General features: G+C 37.9%; 14 protein-coding genes and 1 pseudogene. 6 read left to right on the top strand and 9 right to left on the bottom strand.

The window, feature by feature from the left end; translation table 11 throughout:
* Window positions 1-5: 5 nt before the first annotated feature.
* Window positions 6-842 carry an aldo/keto reductase gene (locus tag EKM82_RS02270; RefSeq protein WP_125766707.1) on the bottom strand — a complete coding sequence of 279 codons (837 nt, stop codon included), beginning with the start codon at window positions 840-842 and terminating at the stop codon, window positions 6-8.
* Between the two features lie 166 nt (window positions 843-1,008).
* Here EKM82_RS02270 and EKM82_RS02265 point away from each other — a divergent pair, with 166 nt between their 5' ends.
* From EKM82_RS02265 to EKM82_RS02255, 3 genes are read left to right on the top strand one after another with little or no spacing between them, the layout of a single operon-like run.
* A complete protein-coding gene (locus EKM82_RS02265; RefSeq protein WP_125766706.1) occupies window positions 1,009-1,392 on the top strand; it encodes a MerR family transcriptional regulator in 384 nt (127 codons plus the stop codon).
* Between the two features lie 18 nt (window positions 1,393-1,410).
* Window positions 1,411-2,202 carry an iron-containing alcohol dehydrogenase gene (locus tag EKM82_RS02260; RefSeq protein ID WP_125766705.1) on the top strand — a complete coding sequence of 264 codons (792 nt, stop codon included), beginning with the start codon at window positions 1,411-1,413 and terminating at the stop codon, window positions 2,200-2,202.
* A gap of 19 nt (window positions 2,203-2,221) precedes the next feature.
* Window positions 2,222-2,536, top strand: a complete 315-nt coding sequence (locus tag EKM82_RS02255; protein ID WP_125766704.1) for a hypothetical protein — start codon at window positions 2,222-2,224, stop codon at window positions 2,534-2,536.
* Between the two features lie 54 nt (window positions 2,537-2,590).
* Here EKM82_RS02255 and EKM82_RS02250 read toward each other — a convergent pair whose 3' ends face one another.
* The gene (locus EKM82_RS02250; RefSeq protein ID WP_125766703.1) at window positions 2,591-3,457 is read right to left on the bottom strand and encodes an aldo/keto reductase; all 867 of its coding nucleotides are present in this window, start codon (window positions 3,455-3,457) and stop codon (window positions 2,591-2,593) included.
* 321 nt (window positions 3,458-3,778) lie between these two features.
* Between EKM82_RS02250 and EKM82_RS02245 the strand changes: the two genes are divergently transcribed.
* On the top strand, window positions 3,779-4,141 hold the full coding sequence (locus tag EKM82_RS02245; protein ID WP_125766702.1) for a hypothetical protein: 363 nt from the start codon (window positions 3,779-3,781) through the stop codon (window positions 4,139-4,141).
* A gap of 127 nt (window positions 4,142-4,268) precedes the next feature.
* On the opposite strand, the gene EKM82_RS02240 is transcribed toward EKM82_RS02245, so the two are convergent.
* Window positions 4,269-7,064, bottom strand: a complete 2,796-nt coding sequence (locus EKM82_RS02240; protein WP_125766701.1) for a cation-translocating P-type ATPase — start codon at window positions 7,062-7,064, stop codon at window positions 4,269-4,271.
* Between the two features lie 546 nt (window positions 7,065-7,610).
* Between EKM82_RS02240 and EKM82_RS02235 the strand changes: the two genes are divergently transcribed.
* Window positions 7,611-8,090 (top strand): hypothetical protein, encoded by a 480-nt coding sequence (locus EKM82_RS02235; RefSeq protein WP_125766700.1) that lies wholly within the window; start codon window positions 7,611-7,613, stop codon window positions 8,088-8,090.
* Between the two features lie 166 nt (window positions 8,091-8,256).
* On the opposite strand, the gene EKM82_RS02230 is transcribed toward EKM82_RS02235, so the two are convergent.
* The 6 genes from EKM82_RS02230 to EKM82_RS02205 form a co-directional block, all read right to left on the bottom strand.
* Entirely contained in the window at window positions 8,257-9,810 is a 1,554-nt protein-coding gene (locus EKM82_RS02230; RefSeq protein WP_125766699.1) for a reverse transcriptase/maturase family protein, read from the bottom strand.
* A gap of 696 nt (window positions 9,811-10,506) precedes the next feature.
* Window positions 10,507-11,394 carry a hypothetical protein gene (locus EKM82_RS02225; protein ID WP_125766698.1) on the bottom strand — a complete coding sequence of 296 codons (888 nt, stop codon included), beginning with the start codon at window positions 11,392-11,394 and terminating at the stop codon, window positions 10,507-10,509.
* Window positions 11,369-11,788: a hypothetical protein gene (locus EKM82_RS02220; protein ID WP_125766697.1), complete on the bottom strand. Its 420-nt coding sequence runs from the start codon at window positions 11,786-11,788 to the stop codon at window positions 11,369-11,371. Before EKM82_RS02220 ends, EKM82_RS02225 begins: the two co-directional genes overlap by 26 nt.
* Window position 11,789: 1 nt before the next feature.
* Entirely contained in the window at window positions 11,790-12,890 is a 1,101-nt protein-coding gene (locus EKM82_RS02215; protein WP_125766696.1) for a nucleotidyltransferase domain-containing protein, read from the bottom strand.
* A gap of 497 nt (window positions 12,891-13,387) precedes the next feature.
* Window positions 13,388-16,096: a DEAD/DEAH box helicase family protein gene (locus EKM82_RS02210; protein ID WP_125766695.1), complete on the bottom strand. Its 2,709-nt coding sequence runs from the start codon at window positions 16,094-16,096 to the stop codon at window positions 13,388-13,390.
* A gap of 2 nt (window positions 16,097-16,098) precedes the next feature.
* Window positions 16,099-18,057 (bottom strand): DNA methyltransferase, encoded by a 1,959-nt coding sequence (locus tag EKM82_RS02205; protein ID WP_125766694.1) that lies wholly within the window; start codon window positions 18,055-18,057, stop codon window positions 16,099-16,101.
* Between the two features lie 408 nt (window positions 18,058-18,465).
* On the opposite strand from EKM82_RS02205, the pseudogene tnpA reads away from it, so the two are divergent.
* Window positions 18,466-18,851: pseudogene (gene tnpA, locus EKM82_RS02200) on the top strand (IS200/IS605 family transposase).
* Window positions 18,852-19,033 lie beyond the last annotated feature (182 nt).

Raw genomic sequence — 19,033 nt, 5'->3', positions numbered from 1 at the left:
TGATTCTAGTCAGTAAAATGCCAAATATCTGAATGATCCTGAATCTGATCCAAAATAGTCATATCTGCAGGTGAAATTTCGAAATTCAGTTTAGTATTTTGTTGAATATGTGCCAGTGTCGTTGACTTTGGTAAAGGTAAGGTGCCATTTTGCAGACAATATTGAATTGCTAACTGAGCAAATTCAATTTGGTATTTAGCCGCCAACTTCTGAATTTGCGGTTCAGTTGCTAGCGCCCCACGAGCCAGTGGCGTGAAGGCCTCGACTAAAATATGATTAGCTTGAGCAAAATCCGTGATTTCTGCTTGACGATAACCAATATAATATTGGATCTGATCAACCATTGGCACAATTTTGGCAGTGGTCAAAATATTCTTTAAATCATGCACGTCAAAATTAGAAACCCCAATCGCTTTGGCCCGACCACTTTGATAAATCTCTTCCATTGCTCGCCAGACTTCACGGTTAGCTTGATCATAGTCGGCACCAGCTTCATCCCATGGTTCTGGTGCATGAATTAAATAAAGATCAACATAATCCAAGCCCAATGCTGTTAGCGACTCGTTAAAATCAGCCAGCGCGCCTTGATAAGTTTTTGTTTCTGCTGGTAATTTCGTGGTAACGAAAATATCAGTTCGAGCCAAGCCAGACTCACGCACGGCTGCCCCAACTTCGGCTTCGTTGCCATAATTCTTGGCGGTGTCTAAGTGCCGATAGCCAGCCTGTAAGGCGTCTAAAACAATTTGTTTGGTTGCCGCAGCAGGAATTTGATAGGTCCCGAAACCAACTTTGGGAATTTTGACATCATTAGTTAGCGTATATTGATCAGTAATTGTTGTCATTTAAAAGTCTCCTTTTTTAATTAGTTGTCTAGTATAAACCTTTGCCTTAAGGTTAAAGCAAATCTTTTTTACTTAAAAAGATTTTTAATTTCACCCTTGCCTTTGCGTTAGGGCTAAGGTTTAGTATGATGAAGTTGAGTAATAACTATTGAGTGAGGTTAATTAAATGAAAATTAAAACTGCTAGTCTTAAATATGATTTACCAGCTAACACACTACGTTACTGGGAACGAGTCGGGGCAATCCCGCCCGTTCACCGCGACCAGGCTGGTTATCGTGACTACGATCAGAACGACCTAGATTGGATCTGTTTTGCTAAATATATGCGCCATGCTGGACTCAGTGTCGATTATCTAATCGAATTCGTCAAATTATACCAGCAAAGCGACCGAACTATCGCCGACCGTAAACAATTATTAGCAGAACAGCTCACCATTATTCAACAAAAATTGGCTGACTTGCAAACTACTTACAACGTCATTAAAGAACGTTACGACAATTATGATGACGCTGTCGAAGTTTGCGCACCAGTCACCACGAGTAAAGTTTAATTTTTGGAGGTATCTAGCATGTATAATTTTACAGTTCAAAGTCCCACTGAAGTTATTTACGGGCAAAATGCTTTAACTGAGTTAGTCACGCGCCTAAAGCAAAACCGGATCACAAAAGTCCTGATTGTTTTTGGCGGGCATTCGGCCATTAAATTCGGTCATTTAGCAAAAGTCACTGACTTGCTGGAGAAAAATGGCATTGCTACTGTGCAAGCCGGCGATAACCGGCAAGCTTCTTGGACCGAAATCAAACGCGGCATTCAGTTGGCCAATGATCATGCTGTCCAAGCGGTACTTGGTTTAGGTGGCAGTATTTGTATGGATAATGCCAAGGCAATTGCTTTTGGCGCCGTTCATGCTGACATTTGGGATTACTTACGTGGTGAGAAATCAATGGTCAACGCCACTTATTTACCAATCGTCGAGATTCCCACTTATCCTTCTGGTGGTTCCGAGGCTGATTTAGCCGCCGAAATTTATGATTTGGAGACTGGTGAACATCGCACGCTACTGGGTACTTTTCCTAAGTATGCGATTTTGGACCCATCATTTAGTGCTTCATTGACCATCGAGCAAGCCGTTCGTGGCGCCATGGTCACTTTCATCCAAGAAAGTTTGAACTACTTAGGCAACGGTAGTGAAATTGCCAATGGCTTTGCCAAAGTAATTCTGACTAGTCTATTGAAAAATGCCCGCGCCGTTCAAAATGGCAACGCCACTACCGAAACTCGCAGCAACCTGATGTGGGCGGCAACCTTGACGCCCCAAGCAATCATGAACGCCGGGATAGACAACGACTGGACTTCTTGAAGATTTACTGCAGAAATGGTTGGGCATCCCTTACCGTGAAGCGATGATTATGGTCTTCCCTAATTGGTTGCGCCTGATTGCCCAAGACTATCGCGCCGCCGTTGCAAAATATCTCAACGACATTATCCTCACCGATCAGCAATCAACTGGCGATTTGATCGAAGTCGGTATTAGCGCGGTAACCAAATTATTTGAAAGTTTTAATCTCACCACCCATTATTCGGAACCATTAACTGACGCCCAAACAGCCCGTTTACCAGAGGTACTTAAATTAGTCCCTGACGACAAACGAGCCGCTTATGAGCAGATGTTACGTGCTTGTTTGACCCATTAGCTAACACCAAAAAATCAGCTTCCCTTAAAAAATTGGGAAAGCTGATTTTTTATTTTATAATTTACCACCAAAGACTGGGAAGACACTGGCCGCACCGTAATTCATTTGGTCAATTTTCGCTAAAATTGCCATATCTTCGTCGGAAATCTCAAAGTCAATTTCGGCATTAGCTTTCATATGGTCAGGATTAGCCGTCTTTGGTAAAACAACGACATTTAATTGCCAGTCAAAACGAATGCACAGTTGTGGCACGCTGACGTTGTATTTCGCCGCCATCTTTTTAATGATTGGATCATTCATGGCTGCACCATGGGCGATTGGTGAGAAGGCTTCGACAACAATTCCGTTATCCTGAGAATACTTGATTAAATCTAGAGGCGTCTCGCCAATATGAATTTGAATTTGGTTGACTGCTGGCTTGGTGTCACTATTTTGAATCAAGTTATCCAAATCGGCTTTTTCAAAACTAGAAACACCAATCGTCTTTAACTTACCGGCCTTAACAGCGTCTTCCATCGCCCGCCAAGTTTCCAGATTGCCTGCAAAGTGGCGATCATTGCCTTGATTGACTTCGTTCCATGGTTGCGGATTATGAATAATCATCATGTCCAAATAATCCAGGCCCATTTTACTTAACGTGTCGTCGATCGACTTTTTAGCTTCATCATAGTTCTTAATTTCAGCAGCAACTTTAGAATTAACAAAAAGTTGGTCCCGTGGAATGCCTGCATTACGGACACCCTCACCCACGCCACGCTCGTTGCCATAAGCTTGAGCGGTATCAATATGACGATAACCAATTCTGACCGCGTCTTGAACCGCCGTCGCCACCCGATCATCAGGAATTTCCCAAACTCCCAAAGCCAACTTAGGAATTTGTAACCCATTATTCATCGTAAAAGTTTCATTAAAAACTGACATAAAAACACTCCTTTATTCTTGACGTGTAGGCGTAGCAACTAATTTACAGCGCCAAATGCCACACCTAACACGATTGTTCTAACTTACCAATTGCTTGAATAATTTCATTATAAGGAGTTTGATTAGGAATGTTAAATGCTTATTTATGATGATGTGGTATAGGAAATGGTTATGCTTAAAAAAAGCACGAATCCTAATTTGAACTACTCGCTTAATAAGTCGCTCAATTGTAAGCGCTAAACAAATAAAATGCTTTAAATTTGCTAACCAGATATACTTAAGTTAGGGAAAGACACGACAACTTTTAAGGGGGGATTTCTGATGAGAAAATTCTTTTATGGTTTGACTTTGGTTGGCTTGCTCGTCTTTGGTGGCCTGCGCGCGACGACTGTCAGTGCCGCACCAGATAATTGTCCGAACTACCAAAGTGGCCAATGTGATGGCCGCGGTGCCGGTAGAAATGGTCAGGACCAGCAGCAATGTCAAGGCACCGGCCAACGAAAGCGACTGCGTTATCAGACTCGGACACAAACAACACCTGCAACTAACCAAAACGCAACAACGAACCGCCCACAATTAACGCTGCCGCGATCAGGCTTCGGCTCTCAGCAACAGCAGCAACAACGCAAATTAACTGGTGATTTTATGACAAATTGCTGGCGATTAGCAGAACTGCCTAACTAATTAAAGCATTACCACTCAAAAATAGCGTGTTGACACTTTTTAAAAAGTTGTCAACACGCTATTTGTATTTACGAGAATTTAGCTGGCAATCAGCTCTATCAATTTATCTGTCATAACAGTTTTGCCATTATTTTAAACTGACTGGTTGTTGCTGACGCTTCATCCGCCAGCGCACAATCGCTTTGCGCCCTTCTTCAAGCAGGAACAATGGAATTGGAATACAGAAGAGTAAAGCCCAGTCAGAGAGCGCTAGACCAGTGGTGTTGAACACGCTTTGTAAGAACGGCACATACATCAGCAAGGCCACAATTAGGATTTCTGCAGCGATCCCGAACCAAATTCGATGATTGCTGAACAGGCCAATTTTAAAGACTGAAGTCACTTGCGTCCGACAATTATTGGCCATGGCAATCTGGCAAAAGACAATCGAGGCCAGCGTCATCGTCGTCGCCAACATATAAACATTGCCACTGGCAGCCAGCGCCGTCTGCGGCCAACCATAACGACTATTGATGAAGAAATAGGCCGCCACAGAAACAATCGACTCCAGCAGGCCATACCAAGCAAACGCCTTCCAGACCACCGACTTATTCAGTAAATGCGCATCCCGATCACGAGGTGGCTGGTCCATGATGCCCGGCTCACTTTTCTCAGCGCCTAACCCTAGGGCTGGCAACATATCGGTGCCTAAATCAATCGTCAAAATCTGCATCACAGTTAACGGCAAAGGAATCAGCCCCCGGGAGAAAAGAAACAGAATCGACGGAATCGCCTCAGGTACATTACTATTCAAAATATAGAGCAGGAATTTCTGAATGTTACTGTAAACCGTTCGTCCTTCTTCAATTGCCGCCACAATCGAGGCAAAATTATCGTCGGTCAAAATAATGTCGGCCGCATCTTTGGCTACGTCCGTCCCGGTCAAGCCCATGGCAATACCAATATCGGCTTGCTTCAAGGCTGGCGCGTCATTAACACCATCACCCGTTGAAGCAACAATTTCGCCGTTGTGCTGATTGGCCTTCACAATGCGATACTTCTGATCTGGCGCCACCCGCGCAAAAATCACTTCACCACGCACGGCTTTTTGTAACTCGTGGTCACTCATTTGACTCAATTCATCGCCGGTGATCACCCGAACATTTTCACTATCAATCCCGATTTTCACGGCGACACTTTTAGCAGTCAGTGGACTATCACCAGTCACCATAATCACGCGAATATTGGCGCGATGACATTTATCGATGGCATCATAAATCTCTGGCCGCGGTGGATCTGCCATAATCGTCAAGCCAACAAAAATCAAATGTTGCTCAGTATTATCAATCGTGCAATCAGCAGCTTTACTTGGCAGGCCATTTTGCCCATCCAAGTCACGATAAGCAATCGCCATTGAGCGCAAACCTTGGGTAGCATAACCTTCGTTAGCCGCCAAAATCGTCTTTTTATCGGCGTCAGTAATGGGCCGGACTTGACCATTCTCCAGCAGACGGTCGCTCTGAGCCAAAATACCAACTAAGGCGCCCTTCACATAAATTACTGGCTCGGCCTGATTAGGCTGCGTGTGAATCGTGGTCATCCGTTTCCGACTAGAATCAAAAGGCAATTCTTGGATTCGCGGATAGTCTTGCTGCAACTGCTTTAAATCCAAGCCTGATTTCTGCGCCAAAACTAAATGGGCCGCCTCAGTTGGCGTGCCGACAATTTTCGGTCTTGGTGAATCTTCACTCTGAATATCAGTATCATTATTCAGCGCGGCAACACGAATTAGCAACGACAAATCCGGCACGTTCGCTAAAACCACCGGCTGATTATTTTTCTGGATCTGACCATTGTTGACGTAACCTTCGCCACTGACGGTATACTCCTGTCCTGGCAGCCAAACGTGATTGATGGTCATTTGATTTTGAGTTAACGTCCCAGTTTTATCGGAGCAAATTACAGTGGTTTCGCCCAACGTCTCGACACTGCTCAACTCCTTGACCAGCGCATGCTTCTTGGACATCCGTGTCACGCCTTGAGCCAACGACAAGGTCACCGTCGGTAGCAAGCCTTCAGGAATGAAGGCGACAATTAAGCCCAGGCCGAAAACAAAAGACTTGGCCACTGGGTAATGAACGAAGAAAATGGCCGCAAAGAAGAACAGTAAACCGATGATGATTGCAATCAGAGAAATTTGTCGGGTCAACCGATTTAATTCGGCGGTCAACGGCGTCACGTTCGTTTTCTGATGTTCAGTCAAAGCGGCAATCTGGCCAAACTCCGACTGCATTCCGGTGTTAATCGCCACGGCGGTCGCGGTACCATTGACTGCCATCGTGCCGGCGTAAACCACATTTTGTTCAGAAAATTGGCCGTCTCCTTTATCATAATTAGGTAACTTATCAACCACGACTGACTCACCGGTTAGTGCTGACTCGTCGACCTGTAACGCATTGCCGGTGACAATCCGCGCATCAGCCGAAATACTATTGCCGGCCTGAATTAGGAACACATCGCCTGGAACAAGTTCAGTCGAATCAATTTGCTTGGCCGTACCATTACGCAAAACTTGGGTATAGTTTGGCAGCATTTTTTTCAGTGAGTCGGTGGCTTTCTGAGCAGCATGTTCTTGCCAATAACTGAAGCAACCGTTGATCACGTTGACCGCCCAAATCGCGATCCCCAATTCCGGCATCCCGGCGATCATCGCAATCACGCCACTGACCCACAACAAAATCGCCATCAAACTAATGAAGTTCTTAATGAACACTTTGAATTGCGACTGCTTGTGAGCCTGCTGAATCGTATTGGCACCGACCACTTTCAGCCGCTGCGCCGCCACGTCATCAGTCAAACCAGTCTCGCTGGTCGTCAGCGTCTGATAAAACTGATCAAGAGGCAACTTGGCAAACTGATCCGTCGTCATCTTTGAATCTGTCATTATTTTCACTCCCGAAAGTCGGCGCTTAAAAACCACCGACTTATCTTTGAAAGCCCAGCAAATCATTGATCACTCAATCATTCTGCCGGCAACTTCCAAACCCTAAATTAATCCCATTAATGGCTAAACACTAACATAAGAAATTTGAAAGTTCAAACAATCTGCCATCGCGAAAGCCTTTGGTGGCGGGTGTCTAGACAGGATTCAGGTTGGACTGTGAGTGCTGAAAATTTTCAACATTAAACATGGAACAGACAATCCGATTGAAACAATGTGCTTAAATAATCAAGTTAATATCTGGCTGGTGATTGATCATAAAAGCCCGACTAATTTGGCATCCTGCTTATGAATTTTTCGCAAAATGCTGCCATATTTAAGAAAACAAGCAATTTTAAGGAGCAGATAGTGTTATATTAATATAAGTTCTAATAGTGTTGAAAAATGTGTTTTTAGTAGCTTTTTATCTTAGGGAGATCAAAAGCAATTACACTGATGACACATGATAGCAAAACTTGGGGGACAAACCAATATTTAGGGGGAAGTATCATGAACGAAGATTTAAAAACAGCTAAACAAGAATTTAAGGATAATGGTCGACCATATCAAACATACAGTTATTACTTAGGAGTACCGATCGCGACAATCGTGCTGATGGGCCTCGCAATGCTGGGACTAAATACGAATAGCAGTCTCGGCCTCTTGCTTTTCATTTTCACAGTCGTGGCCCACGTCGGTGCCAGCAAGTTAACCAAAATTTCGAAAAGAAAGTATGTCGCACCAATTTTAATTTACATTGCCAATATTATTTCAATCATCCTGATACCAATTCTGTTTAAAGATTTGTCTGCAGGTGGCAGTGGCGACACCTACTTTAGCTACGTCGGATTATTCTTCTTGCCACTGGAAATTATCGCCATTATTTTCTTCTTCATCAGCGCCCACGATATTAAAAAAGCTTATCCAACAATGAAACAAGATTTTCAGACTGCACGGAGTAAGTATTTAGAAATCAAACGGGGGAAGTAGATTGAATACGTTCAGATTAATTAAAGACTAAATATAAGTCAGATAAATTAATTCTCGTATCAAAAAATGCTCAAACAAAGGCCATACAATCTTTAAAGATTGTATGGCCTTTGTCATAAAGTAAAGTGCTTTAATTCAGATATATGTGAAAGTTAATTATATGAAGCTATTCATTAACTCTTTTATGTGCGGCATATGCACCTTTGTCTCTAATTCTATTAATTTGAAACTGATTATTCTTAATCTGATCATTAATTTGATTCAGAACACTAACTTTGTATCGTCCTTTATTGTTGGAAAATATTGTCTGCGCTCTTTTGGCATATCCAATCATCGAGTATCGTTCGCCATATCTTTTGCCAACAGTGTACATCTTTGCAACCATCTTTGAATTAGGCGCATTAGCTTTAATTCTTTTCTCTTCCCTTTCAATCCTTTTTTTATAAGCAAGCCGTTTATCATATTGGTTTAGTTCGATTCGTTTTTGCTTTCCGTTTTGCCATACCAGACGTTGTTTTCTATCTGGCGTTGGAACCTTCCTTGATAGAATTTGATTTCTATCATTCCTAATTCTTAAAAACTTATTAATTGCCTTTTTGCTTTTATAATGGAACTTATATACGCCGCGTTCTCGCATTTTAACTTCAGAACCATTAAAGATAAAGCCTAAATAATCTAACCAAGCAGGAATAAAGTTCTTGCTTTTATCTTCTTGTAAAATTACATTAGTACCATCAGAGTTACCAAAACTAAATATTTTAGTTTTATGCCGCTCAATCTCTAAAGAAGTAAAAAGCTGGCTAAGATCTATAACTCCCTTCAAAAATATATTCAGGTCTTCCTCATCTAAATTTTTCTTCGGAATAACAATAACAAAATCATCTGAATATCGACGGTACAATCCTCCCTTTTCAAGAGCAATTTTATTAAGTTTCTCATCAAATTCAATCATATAAACATTTGCAAGTGCAGCGCTAATAGGTGTTCCTTGTGGAATGCCTATTTGATTAAATCCGTTAACATTTAAATTACCATCCGCTATCAATTTGGCGAAGTCTTTGCGCTCTTTTAGATAGGCAGGCCATTTTCTATCAACCAGATTTGCTTTTTTCAATGACTTATTTAGTTCTGCGCTCATAACCCAGTTATACCTTGTCACTGACTTAAAAACAGCCAACCAATCTGGCGTTAAGTGGGCTACAGACATAACTCGGCGTAGATTTTCTTTTAAAATTCGGTGTCTTAGATTATCAAAGAAGCCTTTAAAATCACCCTTTATGATCCAGCAATCATTCTGGGCAACAATAAAATCAAATACTTCTTTCGCTGCATTAATATTAGAAGTATGCCTGGATTTTCTATACGCCGTTGGTACATTGGAAAAATTATGCTCAACCAGATATTCTTCATATGACGAATTTAATTCATCCGCATATTTTACATAAATCAATGCGTCATGATGGGCAACTAAAGATAAAGGGCGTACTTTATCACGTACATGTGCTCTGAGATGTCCCTTAGTCCGATGATATTTTATTGTCACCTGTGAATAGATAATAAACGGGTAGAATCGATAACGTGCAATAACGTTAGGTTTAAGTACTGTATTGGCAATAAACTTCTTAGCAGAAGACTTACTTGGATTAACATCAAAATGTTTGTATGTTTTACCAAGTACTTTATTAGATTTTTCAAGTAATCGATCAACTTCGCCGTTCATAAAATCCTCCTAAAGATACTAAAAGGGCCTGCGGTAACCCGCAGACCCTCCGGAAATCGTTCACTTATTCAAACTGACGGTCAGAATCATACAAAGTGACGTCTAAATGCTACCAAATTACAGCTGGCGCTCCGGAAATTCTTGTAAATTACCATAGCCCGATAAAATACTCTGCTGACCGGTAAAGTATAATCGCATACTTTACGTAAAGTTATAATAGAATGGATAAGCGTATTCGTTACATACTAGTGATTGTGATAATCCTAGTGGTGCAATCGAGTGACTTTTCCTTCAGCGCTAATATCACTGAGATCATAATTACTATTGTGGTCAAGGTGATTAAGCAATTAGAGGTAGACATCTTAGAAAGGATGTGTTATAGCCTCGTTTAGTATTTCTTATGGTAACTTTGATATCATAAACGAGTTGTGCTGTTCAACTCTCATACTAAGTAAGTTTATTATAACATATTTATTCCGAAAAAGCGTATAAGATCACAAGTCAGAATACATTTTCGATAACATTATAATTACTTGAAGTTCAATAACTTTGATTAATTTCCAGTTATAGTAGCGTACTACTGCGTTATCACTGAAATGCGAACGTTATTTTGTTAAGTTACAAAATAACGGTAACCAACACTATTACAACGATCACGATATCTTAATTACATATATTTTATAATTGAAAATCATCTTAATAAATACGATGTGGTTTGACAAATCTAAATGGAGATTCTGATTGCGACTCATACACATACAGATGCTTTATGGAGTTCCGTCCAGCATCCTGAAAAGATTCTCGCATAATTTCCGTCACGTGAGTAGGACTAGTATTTAAAAGTAAATAAATATCCTGAACGCCATCTGTTTCAGCTTTTCTAATTTGTCTAATAATATCCAACACCAAATCTTGATTGTAACCACGCACTCTATCCGTTTGATTATTAACCAGGCGTTGAAAAAGAACGTAGTCATGATTAGTAACAAATTCAGGTAGCAAGTCCATGTCAATTGGGTATGTGTCTGCCACTATTATTGATCGAACTGGACTCATATTTTTATCATCATTTTTTTGGTAGAAAACTTGTTTAATTTCTGTCCCTTTGGGAGATTGTGTTACATCAGGAGTCTTTAGTGTTAAGTATCTCCAACCAAATGATTCTTTATTATACAGGTAATCAATATATTGCCATATTGGAAGACTAGTGGCACTTCCCTGATCTAACCCACTAATAAAAGTCGCAATCTTTAATGACCACACTGACACCAAAAAATATTGATTCTCAGGTAAAAGATTTCGCTTCCAGAAAATTTTTGAAATAAATTTGCGATATAAGAAGAAAAAAATGCAAAAAATAAAAATAGGGTACACAAACATGAAACTCTCGAGCAGCAATCTTCTGCTTTCACTAATGTTAAATATCGCTTGCATGACAGATAAAACCTTTTTTCTTGGAAAATAATTTGTAATAACCTCACATAGGACAAGAGGTAAAATTATAGGTAGAAGAATATTTTTACATATAAACCTTTTTTCATGAACCACTCTTATTTTTTTACTCAGGATGTTCACCGTTCCCATACCATTTTCCAGTAACTAAAAATAATTCATAAAAATACAACCATTCTTTTGTCCAAGGAATTAATGTCTCTTTTAAATTATCACCGAAGATAAATTCTTTTCGATTATGCTTGTTTCTATATAAACACAAGAAAATTTCTTTTTTTTCTTTACTAGATTGATTTACAAAGATATGCGGTATATCATATAACGACCCCGGAATAAAAAAGTTGTGAATGATAACCTGAATATTTTTTTTACAAGATCGAAATTCAATCTTGTACTTTTTTCCGAGTGAATTAGCCTGTATATTTCCATAAACATGAAAATAGCCATTTGCAGTTATTGAATTATGGGGATTAGGAAATAACAAATTTAATTGATAATAATACTTAAGTCTACAAACATTAGACAATTTAATCCCCCCAAAAGGTATTTGGTGTCACATAATTGTCACTATGTTCATCTTCAAATATTCCAGCATCATTAACAGGTATTTCTCCGCGTCTTTGAATATCTGATCGCCATTTGCCTAAATCATTAAACGCGTTTCGTGTGCGTTTCTCACCATAGACTTTTGAAAGTGTCTCTTGCCATGAAATAATATTTGTCTTGTTTGTGGTTCCCAATTCTCGTTCAACAACTTGAAGCCATTCAAAAAAAGCTGTCTTCCGTTCGGGATGCTCTTTCCATTTATCAGTAAAATCTTCTTTCGGATTTGTCGGATTGAGGATGTGTGGAACTCCTTGTACATCATATTCAATTTGATCGCGTAATCTATTAGTTACTTCTACCAAAGCAGTTGAAAGATCGTTCTGACCGTTATAGGACTGAGCTGCTAAAATGGTAATTACCATTGAGATTGGCTTTTCCTTATCAGGTCGATTCTCAAACATCTTATTTCGATGAAATTTCAACAACTGCACAACCTGTTGTAAAATTGTAGATTGATCATATTCCTCAGGCTGTTCCACTTCATTACGAATATGGTTTTTGACAGTAGTAGACCCTTGATAAATATCTTGTCCCTTTTCAATAAACCATTCCTTGAATTTAAATGGACTACTTGGATGATAATCATAATTATCTTTGCTATTTTTATTTGTCACCGAGATATCTGCCACATCATTTTTAACTGCCGGAACAACATCCACGTGTGACTTGGCATAGTCAATTGTCCAAGCACGTTTTTTCTCAGGCAATAGTTTGGATGAATACAAATCACTTGCTTTTAATACATCACCGATAACAATTTTAGTTTTCTGAGCAGTTGGCATCTCATCCAAAATAGCTACCAAGTCAATATCAAAATCATCATCGGAACCATTTAAGGGCATTATAGCTGTTCCAAGATTATATGATCCTTGAGGTTTTATTTCAGTTCTACAGCCGATTAAATCACTGTTGGAAATTAACTTTCCAAGTGAGGTATATTCCCGAACAACATTAGCTTTCGCCGTATCAGATAGTGAAATTTGGCTACAGATTTTCTGTAAAACATAAGATGTATCTTTCATACACACGCCTGCCTATATATAGTATTTTAATAAAGCCATTATACCATATATAGACCAAAAGAGAACCTACGTTCGCTCTTTGAATTAATTCAAGCATCACGCCTCATATTATAAAAGCTACCGCGTTCATCATAACTAGCTACTAGGAATAAAACATTACTTGCCTAGTTGTCGACCACAAATCAAATAAACCGCTTCAACATCGAGCAATTTACTCGCCATGACCCGAAACCACCTTCAGTAGTGATTCAAATAGGTGTGGCTTAATCCCATTAAAAATTTTAATCGTTCAATGTTCTGTTCGCAGGAAGCAGACTGTGTTATCTAAACGAGTTGATTTTCTAAGATTATCAAGGTTCAATTTAATAATTTCTCTCATATGTAAAACCTCCAAACTGATGATAGGATAATTCTACCAAGAGCTTGGAGGTGATTATAGACGCTGACTTGTACATAGGTCCTATAGTTCTAGAGCAAACTACTCATTTTACGGGTAGTCATGGTTTGTCTGTATAATTCGCAATGTTTGTGATTTCTTTTAATTGTTCCATTGTGCCACGTCCATCACCATTAGTATAAAATTTTAAACCACTAATCTGAATATCGCTTTCATTGTCCATAAATTCCATATCAGCATGATGATCCGTCATATATAACAGAAGCTCTTCTTTCCATAATTCTTTCTCAAAGCGTTCGCCACTCATGCCCTTAGGCTCAATAAAAATTTGGAAATAATAATCATTTGTATCTTCAAGAAATAAAATGAAGTCTGGTTGAAATCCTGTCAGATGAATGCCATATTTAGGTTTTTCCTGATATTGATGTAACTTCAGTTTTTCGCTCTTAGCTGATTCTCGATGCATCGTTTCATCCATGCGAAAAAGGTATACTGCTTTACCATACTTAACTTTTAAATCCTCAACATATGCCTTAATTCGTTCAATTAATTGATACTCAAGTCGATTAACAATAGCATTATCATAAACATAAAATGGATCATCTTTCATTTGATAAACTTTAATATCTTGCGTTTTATCAAATTGTGTTTGTGTATCATACTCAGGGACACGTTTATTATAATCACTGAGATATTCCTTAATTGGATAGCCGATAAAGTTATTAGTTCCGCGCTGCTTAACATAACCTGATTGGATTTTAACTTGGTATTCTTTTAGAAGATCAATGATAACTTTTAAGATTTCTTCTGCGGTCAAATTAGCTTCACGATATTCAACAGGTACCGTTAAAAATAATTTTAGATTATTAGCATTCAACCAGTTACTTCCATAAATAAAATCATTCATGGACTGAATATTAGGAATATATTTTTTCAAATTTGAAAACTGATAAAAATCTAACTTTTGAATAGCTTTTTTGATGTAACGATCATCAAATTTTGAAACACTGATTGTCTTAGTCTCGACGTTTGCTGCATACGCCGAATAATTAACTTCCCGTGAACCATAATTTAAATTACGCTGAAGATCAGGTTTATGCTCAATACCATACTTTTGAATGCTGTCAAAGTAACTACTAGGAACGTCAACTGATTCATTATAGTAAATCTTTCCGTGTCGGTAAGCCTCAGTTCTTTTGAACTCAGATTTAACTTTAATTTCAATGGGAGGATTTTTACTATCTTTGCTAGTTGGCAAATCCATTTGCTTTAATGATCCAACTAGCTGTTTTAAGTATTGTGGTTCATTCATTGTGTGATAATGAAGTGTCTCTAGTAGGAGTTGCTTATTAGATGGATCTTGATCAAACCGGCGTTGATAACTCTTCTTACCATTAATCTCAAATGGATAGTAGCGTGCGCCGCGACCGATCAATTGAGCCTCTACCATCGTGGCATTTTTATTAGTTGCAGCCTCTTCATTGATACGAACAATATCATATAAGTTCAAGACATCCCAGCCTTCAGTGAGTTTGGCAACCGCAAAAACAACACGATAAAAATTATTAGAACTTTCTAAAGAATTTAATGCCTCATACTGACCTTTTTCAAGCATATTGCCACTAGCGTCATTCGCATTTAAAACATTTTTAGGGTCAAAATCATGTTTGATTTCGCGGACAATTTTACCTAAGTTATCTTTATTCTTTAAATAATAATTATAAGCAATCTCAAGTGCTGCATTATCATTGCTATCCATCAGTTGCTGACGTTCAATAAAGGCTAATAAATCTTTAGCGGTTAGCTTGGCAATAATCTCGTTAAATTTAGCATTCGCCTTTTTAGAAACAGCAACTTTAGCAGACTTAAACATGATAATTGGTTTGAAGGTACTGGTGACATTTTCAATTTGAGCACGATATTTTCTAAACTGAGAGAGCAGTACGACATTTAACATTTTTTCATCATCACTAGCTGACGTTTCAATCCGCTTAACTTGTTTCGAGTACCCATCATACATAAAACGACTTAAAGGATAACGATAAACAACCTTATCACGGTATTTATCATTGATAGCAGTCTTCTCAAAATCGACTGTTGCTGTAAACTCGAGCAACAAATTTTTTTGGTCTTCAGTATTTCTAGCATTCAAAATCTTGTTAATCGCTGATTCCCAGGTATGTTCTGCTTCTTTTTCCGACTTCGTACTTGCTGAATAGTGATGGGCTTCATCAGCCAAGATTGCGACTGGATCTTGTTCATAATCAGTTAAACCCATCGTATTTTCTTTGACCGTAAATAAATCATTCGAAACTGTTTGAACAGTTGCAAGTTTAAGATAAACTGTATTGGCCTGTTTGATTCTTGGATAGCGATTGACCTCTTGAATCGTAATATATTGTCCAGCAATCTCAATTTTATCTTGAAAGAGATACTTATCGCTGTCAGTATTAATCAGATTATCTTTTGTCTTCATCAGAACCGAGTTCGTATTCACGGTAAATAAGAAATTTGTGTAACCTTGATCGTGATACAAATATAAAATTAAAGCTGCCATTAAATCCGTTTTCCCAGATCCTGTTGCCATATTGAACAAGACATGTTGTGGGTTAGGCTTGATTTGTGTTTGTGTATAACGATAATTACTTAGCGCTTTATCTTGATATGGTCGAAAAGTATGAGCTAAGTTATTTGTAATATAATCAGGAATGGCCCAATTCTCTTGAAATAAATCTTTCTCTGCATGTTCAGCCTGTTCCACTAAAGGAAATTTCAATGATTGAACATCTTTATTCTTAGACTTCGCCATAATTACTCACCAGTCCCATAGAAATCTTTATTGAACTGATAATCACTATCTGACAAAAATTCTCGAACATTCTGATCATCAATTTCAGAGTAATTATAGTACAACCCATTTTTATCAAGTAACTTAATCAACAGACGTTTTTGATCATCAAATTTAACCTTAGTTGCATCCCATTCAATTTTATCTAAATCTGCTTTAAAAGAAATATCCGCTGATTCTTGTGAGCCATCTACACCGGATAACATACGGTTATAGATTTCATGTAATTCATCAATTGTTGTAGAGGCGATAATATCTTGTAAATACCCCATATTCTTTTGCATCAATTCAGCATAGACGAATGAGCCACCACCTTGCCAATTAACATCTTTAGATATACCCCCTTGTTCGCCAGCAATGACTTTTTGTAAACGAGGAACTGAAACAGTATTAATATAATCCATTTGTTCAATACCAATAAATCGACGGTGCATCTTCATTGCAACAGCTTGTGTTGTGGCAGATCCCATGAAGAAATCTAGGACGAGATCATCTTCTTCAGTAGTTGCTCTCATAAGAAAAGCAATTAAAGATTCTGGTTTGGAGTACGTGAAATTTACTTGTAAATTTTCTAAATGTGAATTTGAATCTTCATAGCTACCAACACCAAACATTTTAGAAAGATAGGTGGTATCAACCATTTTCTCAGGTGCCATAGAATTGCTTTCAGATTTCTGATAACGAATAGAGAACTGCTTCGATTTAATTATAAAATCTCCACCTTTTCGTACTTCTTCATCTAGGTAGGATTGACTCCATTTGAACTTTCCTTTGAGTTTGATAATATTTTTATTTTTACCATCTTCAACAATCAAATCATCAAGAAGCTCAATTTTAGGATAACTACCTGCCTTATAAATTCCATCTGGTATATTAAACCGTATAATTCCCGGTTCAAATTCCAGTTGACTAACACCATTACTAGAGTTTAATAAGGGTGCATCACCATTCTCTGTATCTTTTCCAATCCATTTTCTATTTGAATTCTTAACTTTTTCATATGCATGGATATACTCCAAACCGGAACGGCTCTTATTCCCCAGAGAATCAGCATTATCAGTATTTCGCCAAATAAACGTTTCGACAAAATTATTTTTCCCGAATACATCATCCATCAATATTTTTAAATAGGCTTGCCCATCTTCACTAATAGAAACAAAAATAACACCATCACTATCAAGTAAATCACGTGCAACTTCTAAACGATTCTTCATAAATACTAGCCAAGACGATAATTTAAAATTTGAATTATATGAAAAAGCATCGCTAGGCTTACTCTTGTCAAAATAATAAGGTGGGTCAAGATAAATAAATCTAACCTTACCCGAATACATTTCATTGAGTGAATGTAACGCTAACAGATTATTTCCTTTAATAATTAAATTGTCTTTTTCTGTATCAAAATAATCAGTATCTTTTTCCCCGTCAACATCATATCTTTTCACATTATTTAATATCTTCTTATCAAATAAGCGGTCAATTTCATCTTTCTCGATAACTTCATTTAAGAATGCATCGTCATAGCCGTTTTCATTATCTTCTTTGGTCATGCTTGCCGTTAGGACACCATCTTTAAAGGGAAAATCTAAAACAACATCCTGGTTATCTTCAATAAACTTGCCATTACTAGTTAAGCCAACACGGTTTTCATATTTCGTATAACTTGTGTCCCAATAATCATCGTAAAGAATCGCTTCTTCAAGTTGATCAATTTGAAATAGTTTTTGTCCCGCAACCTCTTTAATGTAATTCTTTTTGATAAAATCAATTTCAAATAATTTTGCTAGTAAAGCTTCATCATAAGCACGTAAATCATCAGAAACTTTTGAACGATTTAATTCATCGCCAATGAAGTACTTGTCCCCAAATGAGATAAGTGCTTTTTTTAATTCGTCGAATAATTTAGGCTCGATTTTAGACATAATTTTGCTCCTTCATCTTTTTAAAAACATTGAATTTTTCATTCCACCAATATATTGTAATGATAAAAGTATTAATAACATAAAGACTACTTACTTCTTCAATCTTTACATCTTCATTAATTGAAAAGTCATAGATATTATCTTCCACATCTCACCAAAAATTTATTCTCAGTATTCCTCTTTAAATTCATCAATGTTACTAAAATCATTTTTCCGTAGCAAAACGTTTTGTTATGGCCTTAGGCCAAGTTGAATGTACGAATGAGTGTGAAACAAAAAGCCACTCACTATGCAGGACTATACCAAAGATGCACCTATAAGATTTAAAATGTAGGTCATCAAAATCGAAAGAGGACGTCATAAACGGCAAATAACCTCAATAGTCCTGCACATACCAAATGGCTCCATATCGTATTCACTCCAAAGTATGAGAAAAAAGTAATCTATAAACAATATCGACGAGATCTACAGGATGATGTTAGATTGTTGTGTCAGCCAGTATAAAGACATGAAAATTATTAAAGGTCATATGATACCGAGCCATGTACATTGGTTGGTGAGTTACAACCAAAAATAAGTATATCAAGCTTTATAAAGTATTTAAACGGGAAATCAGTGTTAATGATGTTCAATCAACATACAAATTTAAAAATCGACATTTCTGGTCAGAGGGATATTATATGAGCACAATCGAAAAAAATGAAGCAACTATAAAGAAATATAAGAATATATATTCTAGATTAGGGAAAAAACATAATCAAGTGATGGATAAATTGAGTATGTGCGGGTATTAGGACCCTTTCAAGGGTCAGGATGAATAGTACAAACATCGCTTAAGTGGTTTGGCTTTGACACACAAAACCAGTGACTGAAACACTGGCTAGTACGTGAGGCTTATAGTTCTAGAGTAAATTACACGTTTTACACGTAAGCATGATTGTCCTACTTTTTTAATGTGACTTAAATAATTCTTAGA

It is taken from the genome of Lapidilactobacillus wuchangensis (assembly GCF_003946645.1).
Taxonomy (GTDB): domain Bacteria; phylum Bacillota; class Bacilli; order Lactobacillales; family Lactobacillaceae; genus Lapidilactobacillus; species Lapidilactobacillus wuchangensis.
The sequence above is the reverse complement of the archived record's forward strand: the minus strand, read 5'-3'. Positions and strand labels throughout refer to the sequence as shown.